A 14,860-nucleotide genomic window follows, 5' to 3' on the forward strand; every position below is an offset into this window, starting at 1 on the left:
CCTGCCGCAGCATCCGCCGAACCCCCGCCCGCGCGCCCGTCCCGTCAGGCCCCCGCCGCCCCGGCCGCCTCCGGCTCGGCCCCGGCCTCCGGCTCCGGCTCGGGCTCCGGCATCAGCCCGGTCTGCACCTGCACCGTCCGGCGCCGGGTGATGTGCAGGCCCCGGCCGGGCGGCAGCACCCGGGGCTTGACGCTGCCGAACAGCGTGCCCTCGCTGGGCGGGCAGGACAGCAGCGTGATCGGCGTGTTGACGTCCTGGAGCCGGCGCAGCAGCTGGTCACTGTAGGACCGGCCGATGCCGTTCGCCGAACGGGCGACGATCAGGTGCAGGCCGAGTTCGGTGCCCTGCGCCAGGTGTTCGAGGAGCGGGCCGAACGGGCCGGGGCCCGCCGCGCCGGGGACGAGGTCGTAGTCGTCGACGACGACGAACAGCTCCGGCCCGGTCCACCAGTCGCGCAGCCGCATCCTGGCCGGGCTGATCTCCTCGCCGGGCAGCCGGGCCTCCATGGCGCGGGCCGCGCCGGTGACGACCTGCCGCAGCACGTCCACGGAGACGGCGTAGCCGAGCCGGTACTCCTCCGGCACGCTCTCGTAGAGCCCGCGCCGGAAGTCGACGAGCATGATCCGGGCCTGCGCGGGGGTGTAGGCGGAGGTGATCCCGGCGATCAGCAGGCGCAGCAGGTTGGTCTTGCCGCTCTCGCTGTCGCCGACCACCAGCAGGTGGGGCGACTCCTCGAAGTCGTGCCAGAGCGGCGCGATCGCGGTGTCCTCCAGGCCGAGGGCGACCCGCAGCCGGCCCTCGGGCGCGGGCAGCGAGGCGGCGTCCAGCAGCAGCGGCAGCATCCGCACCTCGGGTGCGCGCGGGCCGCTCCAGTGCTCGTTGACGGCGTCGACGAGGTCGGCGATGCCGTCGGCGAGGTCGTCGGAGTCCCCCTGGCCGTCGATCCGGGGGAGGGCGCCGAGGAAGTGCAGCCGCTCCTTGGTGAGGCCGCGGCCGGGGCTGTGCGGGACGGTCTCGGCGGCGCGCATGTTGATCATGGAGTCGATGGGGTCGCCCAGGCGCAGCTCGAAGCGGGTGCCGAACTGGTCGCGCACACCGGCGGTGATCTCGCCCCAGCGGGCCGCCGAGACGACGAGGTGCACGCCGTAGTTGAGGCCGCGGGCGGCGATCGGGGCCAGCGCGGTCACCAGGTCCATGAACTCCTGGCGCAGGGTGCCCCAGCCGTCGATGACCAGGAAGACGTCGCCGTGGCGGTCGTCGGCGAGCTCCGGGTCGCCGGCGGCCCTGCGGCGGCGGAAGGTCGCCATCGAGTCGACGCCCAACTGCGCGAAGCGCACCTCGCGGCGCGCGATGATGCCGTTGACCTCGGCGACGGTGCGCCCGATCCGCTCCGGGTCGTGGCGCCCGGTGACGCCGCCGACGTGCGGCAGCCCGCGCAGCGAGGAGAGCGTGCCGCCGCCGAAGTCCAGGCAGTAGAACTGGACCTCCTGCGGGGTGTGGGTGAGCGCCAGGGCGGTGATCAGGGTCCGCAGCAGGGTGCTCTTCCCGCTCTGCGGGCCGCCCGCGACGCCGACGTGACCGCCGGCGGCCGACAGGTCGGCGGTGAGCAGTTCGCGCATCTGCTGGAACGGGCGGTCCACCACGCCCACCGGGACGGTCAGCGTGCCGACGGCCGGGCGGCCGTCGGGGGCCAGGCCGTGCCGGGGCCCGGGGGTCAGCGGCGGCAGCAGCTCGTCCAGGGTGGGCGGGGTGTCCAGCGGCGGCAGCCAGACCCGGTGGGCGGGCGGACCGGCGTCGAGCATCCGCGCGGCGGCCAGGTCCAGCAGGTTCGGGGCGTCCTCCTCGGCGGCCTCCCGGGCCTCCTCGGCGGCCAGCACCTCCGGGTCGGGGTCGCGCGGCGCGATGTACTCGGTTCCGTACGCGACGATCTGCCCGGCCACGGCCGCCTGCTGGACGGCGCCCCGCCGGCGGCGGTAGGGGCCGGAGACGTAGGCGGCCTTGAAGCGGGTGAGCGTGGCGATGTCGCTGCGCAGGATGCCGTTGCCGGGCTGGGAGGGCAGCTGGTAGGCGTCGGGCACGCCGAGCACGCCGCGGCTCTCCATGGCGGAGAAGGTGCGCAGGCCGATCCGGTAGGAGAGGTGGGACTCCAGCGCGTGCATCCGGCCCTCGTCCAGGCGCTGCGAGGCGAGCAGCAGGTGCACCCCCAGCGAGCGGCCGAGCCGGCCGATCATGATGAACAGCTCCATGAAGTCGCGGTGCGCGGTGAGCAGTTCGCTGAACTCGTCGACCACCACGAAGAGCGTCGGCAGCGGGTCGAGCTGGGCGCCGCCGGCCCGGGCCGTCTCGTAGTCCAGCAGCGAGCTGTAGTTGCCGGCCGCGCGCAGCAGCTCCTGGCGGCGGTTCAGCTCGCCGTGCAGGGCGTCGCGCATCCGGTCGACCAGGGCGGCCTCGTCGGCGAGGTTGGTGATCACCGCGGAGGTGTGCGGGAGCGCGTCCAGTCCGAGGAAGGTGGCGCCGCCCTTGAAGTCGACCAGGACGAAGTTGAGCGTCTCCGAGGAGTGGGTGAGCGCGAGCGCCAGCACCAGCGTGCGCAGCAGCTCGGACTTCCCGGAGCCGGTGGCGCCGATCAGCATGCCGTGCGGGCCCATGCCGCCCTGCGCGGACTCCTTGATGTCGAGTTCCACCGGCTTGCCGTCCGCGCCGACGCCGATCGGCACCCGCAGCCGCCGCCCGCGCGGACGCTCGGCCCAGCTGCGGGCGATGTCGTGCTGGTACAGGTCGTTGACGCCCAGCAGCGAGGTCAGGTCGAAGTCGGTGCTGAGAGGCTCCGAGACGTCCATCGCGTCGCCGAGCCGGTACGGGGCGAGCGTGGTCGCGTAGCGGCGGGCGGCCGGGGTGCTCAGGGCGTCCGGGCGGCCGAGCGGGGTGATCTCGTCGCGCCGGTTGCGGTCGGCGGTCACGAGGTCCAGCCGGTCGCCGGTGATCCGCAGCCGCATCCGGAACGGCGCGTGCTTCCACTCCACCGCCCCGGAGACGTCCAGCAGCACGGCGTTGCGGTAGCCGGCCAGCAGGGCGCGGCTGCCGGCGGGCAGCTTGACGCCGTCCAGCACGATCAGGGTGAACGGCTCGTCCCGGCCGGGCTGGGTCTCCGGTTCGAAGGGCGGGCGGTCGGAGAACTCCGGGCCCAGCACCTGCTCCAGCTCCAGCAGCGAGTCGGCGACCAGGCGCACCGGGCCGGCGCCGTCCGTCTCGGTGGGATGCAGGGCGTGCGGCAGCCACTTCAGCCAGGTCCACTCCTCGCGCAGCCCGGGGGCGACGGCGGCCGCGATGCGCAGCTCGTCGGGGGCGTGGAAGAACGCGAGCTGGGCGATCATCGCCCGGGCCAGCGCGCGGGCCGGGCCGGGGTCGGCGGCCTCGGCGGGCTCCGTCCCGGCGGGCGCGGGCGGGACGTCCGGCTCCTCGCCGTCCGCCGGGTCGGCCGGCGGCGCGGGGTGCTCGCAGCGCAGCAGGATGTGCGCGTAGCCGCGCACGTGGACGGCGATCGGCTGGTCGGCGATCGAGCCGTAGGCGTGGATGAAGCGGCGCAGCGCGTGCGCGCACAGCGGTTCCAGGTCCTCGACCGGCTGGGTGGACAGCGGGGCCAGCTTGACCGCGAGGCGCTGGGCGCCGGTGGCGATCCGCACGTCGCCGAAGTCCGGGTGGGCCGCCCGCCGCTCCCACAGCCGCGAGGTCCGCACCAGCGTGCCGAGCGCGTCCGGCGCGGGGTGGCGCCAGGCGAGCGCCAGGCGCTGGTTCACGATGTGGCGGCGGACCTGACGGCGCACCTGGGAGAGGTAGCGCAGGTAGTCGCGGCGTTCGCCGCGCAGCTGGCGCTTGCGGTCGCTGGCACCGCGGATCAGCTGGGTCACCAGCATGCCGACGGCCGACAGGCCCATCATGCCCATCGCCACGTAGGTGAGCGGCCCGCCGCCGGACTGCGGGTTGAGGAAGATCATCACCATCGAGAGCGAGCTCAGCGCCATCGGCGCCATGGCGATCATGTTGGACATGCCGCTCTGCTGCTCCGGGAGCACCGGCGGTTCCTGCAACTGCAGCTCGCCGTCCGGCATCGCCGGTCCGGGGCGCCGGGGCGGACGATCGACCAGGACCACGCTCAAGGGGGCTCTCCTCTCGCGGCGCCGCCGCCGGCGCCGGTGGCGGCGGGCCCGACGGCTCGGGTCGCACCGCACTCGGGCCTACGGCCCGCGGGACCCCGTCGGTTCACCGCGCCCCGGGGGGCGGGTGAACCGGCGGCACGCCGCGGGCCGTACCTGTGGGACGGGAGAACCGGCAGGCCGATTCCACGGGAGGACGCGACAGGTGAGCACCACCACGGCGGCGACAGGACTGGTACGGCTGAGGTTCCGCGCCCCCGGCGCCGCCTTCGAACTCGCCCTGCCCGGCGACGTCGTCCTCGCCGACCTGCTGCCGGCCGTCCTCGGCTACGCCGGCCCCGAGGTCGCGGAGAGCGGTACCGAGCACTCCGGCTGGGTCCTCCAGCGCCTCGGGGCCGCACCCCTCGACGAGGAACGGACCCTTGAGGAACTCGGGCTGACCGACGGTGAGGAGCTGTTCCTGCGCCCGGGCCGCGCGGCGCTGCCCGAGGTGCACTTCGACGACCTGGTGGACGGCGTGCGCAGCGGCACCGCGGCCCGGGGCGACTCCTGGCGGCCCGCCGCCACCCGGCGCCTCGCGCTCGCCCTCGCCGTCGCCACGCTGGCCGGCGGCCTGCTGCTGCTCGCCCTGCCCGGACCGGAGGGCCCGCGCTGCGCCGCGGCGGCGGTCGCCGCGGTGCTGCTGCTGGCCGGGGGGACGGCGGCGGCCCGGCTGCTCGACGACCCGACGGCGGGCACGGCGCTGGCCGCCGCCGGTGTGCTCCACGCGGCGGCGGCCGCCGCACTGGTCCCCGGCGTCACCGGCCCGGCCCGGCTGCTCGCGGGCGGCTCGGCGGCGGTCGGCGCCACGGTGCTGGCACTGGCACTGGTCGGCTCCGGACCGTTCTTCGCCGGGCTCCTGGTGACGTCCTCGCTCACCCTCGGCGCCGGGGCGCTCGCCGCCTCCGGGGCGCCGACGACCCACATCGCGGCGGCGGTGGCCGCCGTCGCGGTGCTGTTCGGCGCCTTCGTGCCCGGCCTGGCGTTCAAGCTGGCCGGCCTGCGGCTGCCCGCGCTGCCCCGCAACGCCGACGAACTCCAGGAGGAGATCGAGCCGTTCCCGGCCGAGGACGTGCTCGCCCGCAGCCTGGTCGCGGACAGCTTCCTGGCCGGGTTCTTCATCGCGGTCGGCACCGCCTGCGCGGTCACGCTCGCGCTGCTGGCACTGGCCCGGGACGGCGGCTGGGGCCCGACGACGATGGCCGCCGACCTCGCGGTGCTGCTGCTGTTGCACGCCCGCGACATCGGCGGGCTGCGCCAGCGGCTCGCCCTGCTGCTGCCGGGTGCGATCGGTCTCGCGCTGCTGGTCGCGCGCACCGGCTGGGACGCCGCGCCGGGTTCGCGGCTCGTCGTGTTCGTGGTGATGCTCGCCGCCGCGACCGGACTCTGCGTGGCGGCCTGGACGGTCCCCGGCCGCCGGCTGCTGCCCTACTGGGGCCGGGCCGGGGACCTGCTGCACTCGCTCGCCGCGCTCGCCCTGCTGCCGCTCGCGCTCCAGGTGTTCGGCTTCTACGCGACGATGCGCGGCCTGGCGGGCTGAGCCCCGCCCCGGCCCCGCCCCCGTCCCCGCTCCGCTCCGCCCCCGGCCCCGCTCCGCCCCGGCCCCGTCCCGCTGCGCCGGACCACCGAACCGTCGTACCGAGCACCCGCACCCAGGAGGACCACCGCCATGCAGTCCCGACGCGACCAGGTGCAGGCCCACCTGTTCGTGATGAGCCGGGTCGCCGCCGGCGTCCTGCGCGCCGAGCCGGACGCCCCCGACACCCCCGTGGGCCGGACCAACCGCGGCGCCGCGATCGGCCTGGCCGTCGCCCTGCTGATCGGCGCCGGGGCCGGCGTCTACGGCCTGATCAGGCCCGGCGGCGCGAGCGGCTGGAAGCAGTCCGGCACCCTGGTGGTGGTCAAGGAGAGCGGCGCCCGCTACGTCTACGCCCAGGGCCTGCTGCACCCCGTCCTCAACGAGGCCAGCGCCCGGCTGCTCGCCGGCGGCCAGTTGAAGGTCGACCAGGTGTCGGCCCGCTCGCTGGACGGCGCCCCGCGCGGCACCCCGGTCGGCATCGTCGGCGCGCCCGACGGCCTGCCCGCGGCCACCGCCGCGGCCGGCGCCGACTGGCTGCTCTGCACGATCCGCGCCACGAGCGCCGGGTCCGCGGCGGCCAGGCCCGCACCGCAGCTCTCGGTCGCGATCGGCACCGGCCGGACCGGCCGCCCGGCCGGCGACCAGGGCGTCCTGGTGAGCGGGCCGGACGGCGCCGTCCACCTGCTCTGGCACGGCCGCCGGTTCACGGCGGACGCGGCGGGCGGCGCGGTGCGGGCGCTCGGCTGGTCCGCCGCCGTGCCCACCCCGGTCACCGCCTCCTTCCTGGCCGCCTTCCCGGCCGGGCCGGAACTGCGCGCGCCGGACGTGCCGGGCCGGGGCAAGGACGGTCCGGCGCTCTCCGGCCGGCCCACCCGGGTCGGCCAGCTGTTCACCGGCACCGGCGAGGAGCGGTACCTGCTCGCGGAACAGGGCCTGGTGGCCGTCTCCGCCACCCAGTTCGCCCTGCTGCAGGGCGATGCCCGGACCCAGCAGGAGGCCTACGGCGGCGGCCAGGTGACGCCCGGCCCGGTCGGCGCGGCCGACCTCGCCGCGCACGCCGCGCCGGCCTCCGCGGCGGCGGCCTTCGCCCCCGAGGGCCTGCCCGGCCGCCCGCCGACGCTGCTGGCGCCCCGGTCCGAACAGGCCCTGTGCGCGGCGCTGCGCCCGGCCTCCGACGGCGGCGACCTGGACGTGTCCGTGCTGGACGCCGCGCCCGTCCTCGGCCTGCCCCCGGTGCTCCAGCCCGGCGTGCTGCCCAGCTGCACCCCGGCCGACCGGATCGCGGTGCGCCCGGGCGGCGGCGCCCTGGTCCGGGCGGTGTCCGGGGCGGGCTTCGGCAGCACGCTGTACCTGGTCACCGACACCGGCGTGAAGTACCCGCTCGCCTCGCCGGCGGTGGCCGAACGGCTCGGCTACGCCAAGACCGCGCCGACGGCGGTGCCCGGGCGGGTGCTGTCGCTGCTGCCCACCGGGCCCAGCCTCGACCCGGCGCCGCTCGCGGGCGGCATCGTGCAGCCCGCGGTCACCGGCGAGGGGCGCTGCACGCGCTGAGCCGGCCCGGCTCCGCGGGGGGTGAACCACCCGGCGGAGCCGTCCCGTTCACCCTGGCGGGCCGGTCCGGCCGGCCCGCGGCGAATCGCGCCGGCCGGCAGCGGCCGGCGGCACCGAGGAGGTACTCACGTGGTCCAGCAGACGACGGTCAGCCAGCAGGCCCTTCAGGACATCAGGACCCAGGTCGAGGCGAAGTACGAGGCGATGAAGGCCACCGCCATGTACATCGAGGACATCAACACGGCGATCAAGGACAGCTTCGAGGGCGCGGCCAGCACCACCTTCCAGAACAACATCAACGCCTGGCTGGACCAGTACGCGGCGGTCAGCCGCGACTACGACGCCTTCCACGGCAAGTTCGGCGACACCAGCCAGATCTTCACCGCGACCGGCGACCACACCCTGAACGTCGCGCGCAACAGCCTCGGCGACGGCGGCGGCGGCCCCGCGGACTACGTCGAGGGCGTCCTGAACCCGAAGTGACCCCGCCGTCCGCCGAACCGACCACCCGAACCGAAGGGAACCCGCCATGACCGGGCACATGTCACTGCACTACGCCGGCGTCGACACCGCCATCAACGACCTCGACGCCCACTCCAAGACCATGCAGGCCCAGATGAAGGACCTCAGGGAGTACCTCCGGAGCAAGATCGGCGTCGAGCTCGTCGGTGCGTTCTCGGACGCGGCGGGCGCCCTCGCGACGACGCTGGAGGCCTCCGACACGGCGATGACCGCCAAGATCGACAGCGCCAAGGTCGCGCTCACCGAGATCCGTGACGCGATCCACGACGCGGACATGCGGGCCAGCACCCACTTCGACCACGTCAAGGGCTGACCGGCGTGGCGGACGACGACGAGAAGGGCGACGGCGGGACCGTCAAGATCACCGACGGCTTCCTCGCCAAGTTCCCGGAGGAGACCATCAAGGTGTTCCTCCGGGAGGTCGGGCTGGCGCTGCCGGTGCGGGACCTCAAGGCCCTCGCCGACGGCACCGCGCCGATGCTGGTCGGCAACAACTCCGGGAACTTCACCGCCCCGGGCACCCTGGCCACCACGCTCAAGGCCTATGACGACTCGATCGCCAAGATGCTGACGACGGTCGTCGAGCAGTTCGAGACCCTGGTCGTCGACCTCCAGCTCGCCGACCGCTACCTGAACAACGCGCTCGACGACGCGCTGGACTACGCACAGTTCATGAAGGTGGCGAACCGGACCCTGAGCTCCGGCTCCGGCACCGGAACCGGCACGAAGTAACCGGGCGGGGACCCCGCCACCACCGCGGAGCCGGCCCGGGAACGGGCCGGCCCCGCGCCACGCCAGGTCGGGCACGGCCGCGAGAGGGATGCCATGGTGTACATCTGGGAGGACGCGCTGACCTTCCTCGGGTCGTCGGCCGACAAGGCTCCGACCAAGCGCGGGGACGTGGTCGACGACGAGAAGCCGTGGGTCAACACCGACGTCCGCAAGCAGGTGGTCCACGCCGGCTGGCAGGGCGTCGCGGGCGACGGCACCGACGTGAAGCTCGACAGCTGGGTGGCCTGGTACTTCACCTACAGCGAGCGGGGCAGCTCGGCGGTGAAGCACGGCAGCTACGTCGTCGGCACCAGCGTGCAGTACCCGAACCTCGACGGTCCGGGCGCCAAGTTCGCCGGGTGGACGGCCAGCCGCAAGCCGCTGGAACAGTTCTACGACGGCTCCGTCAAGGCCAACGACCGGCTCGACCCGGCCTTCTTCACCAAGGCCGCCGACAACCTCCGGGACTTCAGCTTCTTCCTCGACGGCTGGATCTCCAAGATCGAGACCGTGTGGGTCAGGGGCATCGGGGAGGAGGACGGCGACTGGCAGGGCAGTGCGGCGAACGCCCTGCGGACCCTGCTGCTGGCGTTCCGCAACGAGCTGGACGCCGACAACAGGATGATCCGCCTGGCCGGGATCGACGCCCTGCTGCGCCCGGTGGACGAGACCCTCAAGACCCAGATCCGGGCACTGTGGACGGGCTTCAAGGCCTGGTGGGACACGCCCCTGGCCTGGCCGACGAACGCGGTCACCGCGGCGCTGATGGAGGGGCTCAAGGGCGCGACGCTGAAGATCGTGAATTCGAGCGACCGGACCCCGACCTGGCACAGCAAGGAGGACCCGGCCAACGGCGCGTCCGACGCCTACGGCCAGATCGAGGCCGGCGGCGTGCTCAACTCCCTGCGGATCACCGTGACCGGGGCGCCGTTCGGCGATCCCACGTCGGCCGACTTCTGGAAGCAGGTCGACAAGCGGGCCCGGGAGATCTGGGTCGCCCAGGTCGTGAAGGTCCTGGACGACGCGGCCGACAAGGCGCTGACCGCGATCGGCCAGCACTACGCGGGCATCACCAACGCCGCCAGGCCGCTGAAGCCGTTCCCGCTGATGATGCCGGACCCGAAGGCCCCCGAGGACCCGACGAAGGACCCCACCAAGGATGGGGGCACGGACGACCCGAACAAGAAGATCGACGAGATCAACAAGAAGATCGACGAGTTCGGCACCGGCAGCGGCGGGGGCGACAAGGACGGCGGCGGTCCCGGCACCAAGGACATCCCCGGTGGTCCGGACATCAAGGACATCACCGGCGCCGGCGGCGGCAGCGGCGGGAGCGGCACCGGGGGGAACGGCGGCCTCGGCGGCGGCAGCTCACCGAACCTCAACCTCGGCAACGGCGGCGGGAGCCTGCCGAACCTCGGCAGCGGCGGCGGCAGCACCCCGAACCTGAACCTCGGCAGCGGGGGCAGCGGCAGCGGCAGTACGCCGAGCCCCAACCTCGGCAGCGGCGGCACCGGTTCGGGCAGCGGCCCCGACCTGATCGGCAACCCCTTCCCCGGCCTCAACAACGGCCCGCTGCCCGACAGCCTGCTCCCCGGCGGGACCGGGTCGAACCGGCCGGTGGTCGTGCCCCCCACCTCCGTGATCACCAAGGACGGGCGGATCGTCGACGAGAGCGGCAACCCCGTCCTGGACTCCAACGGCAACCCGATGGTGGCCGGCCCCGGCTACACCATCGGCCCGGACGGCATCCTGCGCGACGGCCAGGGCAACACCGTCTCGCAGTACCGGCAGCTGCTCGCCGACCGCTACTCCGCCGGGAGCAGCGGCAGCGGAAGCGGCGAGGACGACCTGCTGACGCCCAATGAGTTCGGCGCCGGCGGCTACTCCTACAACACGATGGGCCTCGGCTCCGGCGGCTACGGCGGCGCGGGCTCGCTCGGCCTCGGCGGCAGCCCGATGATCACCGGCATGGGCGGCGGCCTCAGCAACCGGGCGCTGGCCGCCGGCGGCGACCCGTCCGCCACCAAGGCCGCGGTCGACCAGGCCAACGCCGAGCGCGCCGCCGCCGAGCGGGCCGCCCGCGCCGCGGCCCAGGAGCAGGCCGCCCTGACCGGCCGGCAGACGCCCACCACCTCCGGCGGGATGCCGCCGATGATGCCGCCGGGCGGCGGCATGGGCGGCGCCGGTGGCGCGGGCAACGAGAAGGACCGCCGCCGGACCACCTGGCTGGCGGAGGACGAGGAAGTGTGGGGCACCCAGTCCGGTGCCGTGGAAGGCGTCATCGGACGCTGACCGCCGGCCGGGGTCCCCCCCCCCCGCCCCCCCCCGCGGGGGGGGGGGGCCGCGCGCCGGGGGGGGGGGGGGGCGCGCCCGCCCCCCCCCCCCCGCCCCGCCCCGGGGCTCAGAACAGCGAGGTGCCGCTCTCCAGGTCGAGCAGGAAGCGCTTGCGGTCGACACCGGCGGCGAAGCCGGTGAGGGTGCCGTTGGCGCCGAGGACCCGGTGGCAGGGGCGGATGATCAGCAGCGGGTTGGCGCCGACCGCCCCGCCCACCGCGCGCACCGCGCGCGGGGACTCGCCGGCCAGGTCGGCGAGCTGCCCGTAGGTGACGGTCCCGCCGTAGGGGATCTTGTCGAGGGCGTCCCAGATCCGGCGGCGGAACTCGGTGCCGACCGGGGCGAGCGGCAGGTCGAAGCCGGTGCGCTCGCCCGCGAAGTACTCGGTGAGCTGGGTGACCGGCGCCGCGAGCGCCTCCGGGTCGTGCACCCAGTCGTCGGCGGGTTCGGCGAGCGCGTGCCGCTGGCCGGGGGCGGTCACGGTGGCCAGTCCGGCCGGGCCGCCGCCCTCCGGCACGATGCCGCTGAGCAGCAGCCGGCCGAACGGGCTCTCCATGGAGGTGAAGACGGTGGTGCTCATGTTGCGGTGTTCTCCGTTCCGGTACCGGGGTCTGCCAGGCTCGCCCAGAGGCGGTGCACGGCGTAGGAGCGCCAGGGGGCCCAGGCCCCCGCCGCGAGGGCGGCGGACTTCGGGTCCCCCGGGGCGCCGAGCCGGAGCAGTCCGTGCTTGACGCCGATGTCGCTCGGGAGGAAGACGTCGGGGTCGGCGAGGGCGCGCATCCGCAGGTAGCCGACGGTCCACGGGCCGATGCCGGGCAGGGCGAGCAGCTGGGCGGCCGCCTCCTCCCGGTCGACGCCGCCGTCGAGCCGGACGGTGCCCTCGGCGAGGGCCGCGCACAGGCCGGTGAGGGCGCGGCGCCGGGCGGCCGGCATCGCGAAGTCCTCCGGGGCGGCGGCCGCCAGGGCGGCGGCGGTCGGGAAGAGCAGCCGCAGCCCGCCGTTGGGCTCGGGCAGCGCCGCGCCGTACTTCTCGGCGAGCCGGCCGGCCAGGGTGCGGGCCGCGCCCACGGTGATCTGCTGACCGAGGACGGCGCGCACGGCCAGTTCGTGCGGGTCGACATGGCCCGGCGAGCGCACCCCGGGCCGGGCCCGCACGAGCGGGCCGAGCAGCGGGTCGGCGCCGAGCTGCTCGTCGACCGCGACCGGGTCGGCGTCCAGGTCGAACAGGGTGCGCAGACGCTGGACGGAGGTCGGCAGGTCGCGCAGGTCGGTGAGCAGCAGCCGGCAGTCGAGCCAGCCGCGGGTGGCCGGGTCCTCGGGGGCGAGGCCGTCCACCTCGGCGATGCCGTGGCCGTACGGGAGCGCCAGGGTGCGGCGGTAGGTGCGCACGCCGGGGCGCGCGCCCGGGACGACCTCCTCCACGCCGGGGACGGCGCGCAGGGCGAGGAAGTCGATGAGGTGGTCGCTGTCCACGGCGCCCCGGTAGGCGAGCCGCAGCGCGAGGCCGCCGGCCGGGGTGGAGGTGCGGCGGCCGGCCGTGACCTCGGCGCGCAGCCCGCTGGGGGTGCGGTCGTAGACCTCGCGGACGGTGTCGTTGAACTGCCGCACCGAGGTGAAGCCGGCGGCGAAGGCGATGTCGGTGACCGGCAGCTCGGTGGTCTGGAGCAGCAGCCGGGCGGTCTGGGCGCGGCGGGCGCGGGCGAGCGCGATCGGGCCGGCGCCGAGTTCGGCGGTGAGCTGGCGCTGGAGCTGGCGGGAGCTGTAGCCGAGCCGCTGGGCCAGGCCGGCCACGCCCTCGCGGTCCACGACGCCGTCGCCGATCAGCCGCATGGCCCGGCCGACCAGGTCGGCCCGGTGGTTCCACTCGGGCGAGCCGGGGACGGAGTCGGGGCGGCAGCGCCGGCAGGCGCGGAAGCCGGCGCTCTGGGCGGCGGCGGCGCTGGGGTAGAAGGTGCAGTTGACGCGCTTCGGGGTCACGGCCGGGCAGCTCGGCCGGCAGTAGATGCCCGTCGAGGTGACGGCCGTGAAGAAGACGCCGTCGAAACGGGCGTCCCTGCTGTCCACGGCGCGGTACCGGATGTCGTCGTCGATCACGTTGTCCAGTCTGCGGCACCCGGGGGCCCCGGACTGGCGGAAAACGGACATGGCAGCCGGGGCCGCCGGCCGGGAATTCACGCGCCCGCGCGCACCCCGACCGGATAGCCTGCGCACGGCCCGCCCCCGAACCCCAGGAGATCCCGTGTCCGAGCAGCCCTACACCGGTGCGGACGACCCCCGGGTCGCCGCGCTGCGGGTCGAGGAGTTCGCCTTCCCCGGACCGTTGCGGGACCGGCTGGTCGCCGCCGTGCTGTCCGGCGCCAAGACCAGCACCACCGGACTGCTGACCGAGTACGAGCGGGAGGGCGAGCCCCTGCCCGTGGCCGGCAGCCGCGGCGCGGTGGCCGACTCGGACGGGCGGATCGTCGCGGTGATCGAGACCACGGAGGTCCGCGTCGTCCCGCTCGGCGAGGTCGATCTGCGGCACGCCCTCGACGAGGGCGAGGGGTACGCGTCGGTCGCCGAGTGGCGGGCCGGGCACGAGCGGTTCTGGCACGGCCCGGAGCTGCGCGCGGCGCTCGGCGACCCGGCGTTCACCGTCGACGACGGCACGCCCGTCGTCCTGGAGCGGCTGCGGCTGGTGGCCGACCTCCGCTGACCCGCCGGCCCGACGGGCCGTGGGCGGGCGGCCCGTGGGCGGGCGGGCCGGCGGATCCGGGGCCCGCCCGCCCGACGCCCGGTCGTCACCGCTTCACGGGACCTCCCGCGGCGCGCATCGACTTGGTGATGGTCTTCCACTTCTTCAGCCGGGCCGAGGCCAGCCGGGCGTCCGAACGGGAGGCGATCCAGTCGTTCTCCCGCTGGAGCTTGCGGTAGCTCTCCATCCGGCGTTCCGGCAGCGAGCCGTCGGCGAGCGCCGCCCGGACCGCGCAGCCGGGCTCGCTGTCGTGCCGGCAGTCGTGGAAGCGGCACTGCCCGGCCAGTTCCTCGATGTCGGCGAAGGCGAGCGCCACGCCCTCGCCGCCGTAGAGGCCGACCTCGCGCAGGCCGGGGGTGTCGATCAGCACCCCGCCGCCGGGCAGCGGGACGAGTTCACGGGTGGTCGTGGTGTGCCGGCCCTTCTGGTCGCCGGAGCGGGCCTCCTGAACGGCCATCACCTCGGCCCCGGCGAGCACATTGGTCAGGGTGGACTTCCCGACGCCGGACTGCCCGAGCACCGCGGTGGTGCCGGGCGTGCAGGCGCGCAGCACGTCGATCCCCTCGCCCGTCCCGGCGCTGACCACCAGCACGGTCACCCCGGGCGCGGCGGCCTCGACGTCGGCCCGGATGAAGTCGGCGTCGTCGACGAGGTCGGCCTTGGTGAGCACCACCACCGGCTCGGCGCCGGACTCCCAGGCGAGGGCGAGGAAGCGCTCGATCCGCCCGAGGTCGGGCTCGGCGGCGAGCGAGGCGGCGATCACCACGGTGTCGACGTTGGCGGCCAGCACCTGGCCGTCGGAGCGCTTGCCGGCGACCTTGCGGATGATCGCGGTGGAGCGCGGCAGCAGCGCCGCGACCGCGGGCATGGGCAGCCCGGCCGAGAGGTCGACGGCCGCCCAGTCCCCGGTGCACGGGCAGTTGATCATGTCGGCGTCGCCGACCTGCCGGGTGTCGGCCCGGACGGTGCGCAACTCGCCGGTGCCGGGGTCGGCGAGCACGGCGTCGCACTGGCCGCGGTCGACCCGGACGATCCGGGCCGGGACCAGCCCGGCCTCGGCGAGCGGCGCGAACAGTTCGTCGAGCTCGGCCGTCCAGCCGTAGCCGGCCAGCGGGGAGGCGTCGACGGTGTTGTCGGAGGAAGCGGAAACGGAGGCAGCGTTGAACAACGCAG

General features: G+C 75.4%; 11 protein-coding genes. 7 read left to right on the top strand and 4 right to left on the bottom strand.

What is annotated here, in order from left to right; genetic code table 11:
• Positions 1-44 precede the first annotated feature (44 nt).
• Complete coding sequence (gene eccCa, locus ACFXAM_RS09940) at positions 45-4,109, bottom strand: type VII secretion protein EccCa (protein ID WP_380289374.1); 4,065 nt, start codon at positions 4,107-4,109, stop codon at positions 45-47.
• A gap of 250 nt (positions 4,110-4,359) precedes the next feature.
• Between eccCa and eccD the strand changes: the two genes are divergently transcribed.
• The 6 genes from eccD to ACFXAM_RS09970 all read left to right on the top strand — a co-directional run bounded on the left by eccD (position 4,360) and on the right by ACFXAM_RS09970 (position 10,911).
• Complete coding sequence (eccD, locus tag ACFXAM_RS09945; RefSeq protein ID WP_380289318.1) at positions 4,360-5,733, top strand: type VII secretion integral membrane protein EccD; 1,374 nt, start codon at positions 4,360-4,362, stop codon at positions 5,731-5,733.
• Positions 5,734-5,862: 129 nt separating this feature from the next.
• On the top strand, positions 5,863-7,323 hold the full coding sequence (gene eccB, locus ACFXAM_RS09950; RefSeq protein WP_380289320.1) for a type VII secretion protein EccB: 1,461 nt from the start codon (positions 5,863-5,865) through the stop codon (positions 7,321-7,323).
• Positions 7,324-7,452: 129 nt separating this feature from the next.
• Positions 7,453-7,806 carry a hypothetical protein gene (locus tag ACFXAM_RS09955; RefSeq protein WP_380289322.1) on the top strand — a complete coding sequence of 118 codons (354 nt, stop codon included), beginning with the start codon at positions 7,453-7,455 and terminating at the stop codon, positions 7,804-7,806.
• A gap of 46 nt (positions 7,807-7,852) precedes the next feature.
• The gene (locus ACFXAM_RS09960) at positions 7,853-8,158 is read left to right on the top strand and encodes a hypothetical protein (protein WP_380289324.1); all 306 of its coding nucleotides are present in this window, start codon (positions 7,853-7,855) and stop codon (positions 8,156-8,158) included.
• A 5-nt stretch (positions 8,159-8,163) separates the two neighbouring features.
• Complete coding sequence (locus ACFXAM_RS09965; RefSeq protein WP_380289326.1) at positions 8,164-8,577, top strand: hypothetical protein; 414 nt, start codon at positions 8,164-8,166, stop codon at positions 8,575-8,577.
• Between the two features lie 93 nt (positions 8,578-8,670).
• Positions 8,671-10,911, top strand: coding sequence for a hypothetical protein (locus ACFXAM_RS09970; RefSeq protein ID WP_380289328.1), 2,241 nt, complete (start codon positions 8,671-8,673; stop codon positions 10,909-10,911).
• A 109-nt stretch (positions 10,912-11,020) separates the two neighbouring features.
• On the opposite strand, the gene ACFXAM_RS09975 is transcribed toward ACFXAM_RS09970, so the two are convergent.
• Positions 11,021-11,533, bottom strand: coding sequence for a methylated-DNA--[protein]-cysteine S-methyltransferase (locus ACFXAM_RS09975; protein WP_380289329.1), 513 nt, complete (start codon positions 11,531-11,533; stop codon positions 11,021-11,023).
• Positions 11,530-13,098 carry a DNA-3-methyladenine glycosylase 2 family protein gene (locus ACFXAM_RS09980; RefSeq protein WP_380289331.1) on the bottom strand — a complete coding sequence of 523 codons (1,569 nt, stop codon included), beginning with the start codon at positions 13,096-13,098 and terminating at the stop codon, positions 11,530-11,532. The genes ACFXAM_RS09975 and ACFXAM_RS09980 overlap by 4 nt, the downstream gene beginning before the upstream one ends.
• Positions 13,099-13,240: 142 nt before the next feature.
• On the opposite strand from ACFXAM_RS09980, the gene ACFXAM_RS09985 reads away from it, so the two are divergent.
• On the top strand, positions 13,241-13,648 hold the full coding sequence (locus ACFXAM_RS09985) for an ASCH domain-containing protein (protein ID WP_380289376.1): 408 nt from the start codon (positions 13,241-13,243) through the stop codon (positions 13,646-13,648).
• Positions 13,649-13,733: 85 nt separating this feature from the next.
• Here ACFXAM_RS09985 and rsgA read toward each other — a convergent pair whose 3' ends face one another.
• Positions 13,734-14,855, bottom strand: a complete 1,122-nt coding sequence (rsgA, locus tag ACFXAM_RS09990) for a ribosome small subunit-dependent GTPase A (protein ID WP_380289333.1) — start codon at positions 14,853-14,855, stop codon at positions 13,734-13,736.
• Between the last annotated feature and the right edge of the window lie 5 nt (positions 14,856-14,860).

The sequence above is a fragment of the Kitasatospora sp. NPDC059462 genome (genome assembly GCF_042749955.1).
Classification (GTDB): Bacteria; Actinomycetota; Actinomycetes; order Streptomycetales; family Streptomycetaceae; genus Kitasatospora.

Bases quoted from the DNA above. Each gene is read 5' to 3' on its own strand.
- ACFXAM_RS09980 (WP_380289331.1), bottom strand. From the start codon at position 13,098: ATGTCCGTTTTCCGCCAGTCCGGGGCCCCCGGGTGCCGCAGACTGGAC.
- ACFXAM_RS09975 (WP_380289329.1), bottom strand. From the start codon at position 11,533: ATGAGCACCACCGTCTTCACCTCCATGGAGAGCCCGTTCGGCCGGCTG.
- eccCa (WP_380289374.1), bottom strand. From the start codon at position 4,109: ATGCCGGACGGCGAGCTGCAGTTGCAGGAACCGCCGGTGCTCCCGGAG.
- ACFXAM_RS09970 (WP_380289328.1), top strand. From the start codon at position 8,671: ATGGTGTACATCTGGGAGGACGCGCTGACCTTCCTCGGGTCGTCGGCC.
- eccB (WP_380289320.1), top strand. From the start codon at position 5,863: ATGCAGTCCCGACGCGACCAGGTGCAGGCCCACCTGTTCGTGATGAGC.
- ACFXAM_RS09960 (WP_380289324.1), top strand. From the start codon at position 7,853: ATGACCGGGCACATGTCACTGCACTACGCCGGCGTCGACACCGCCATC.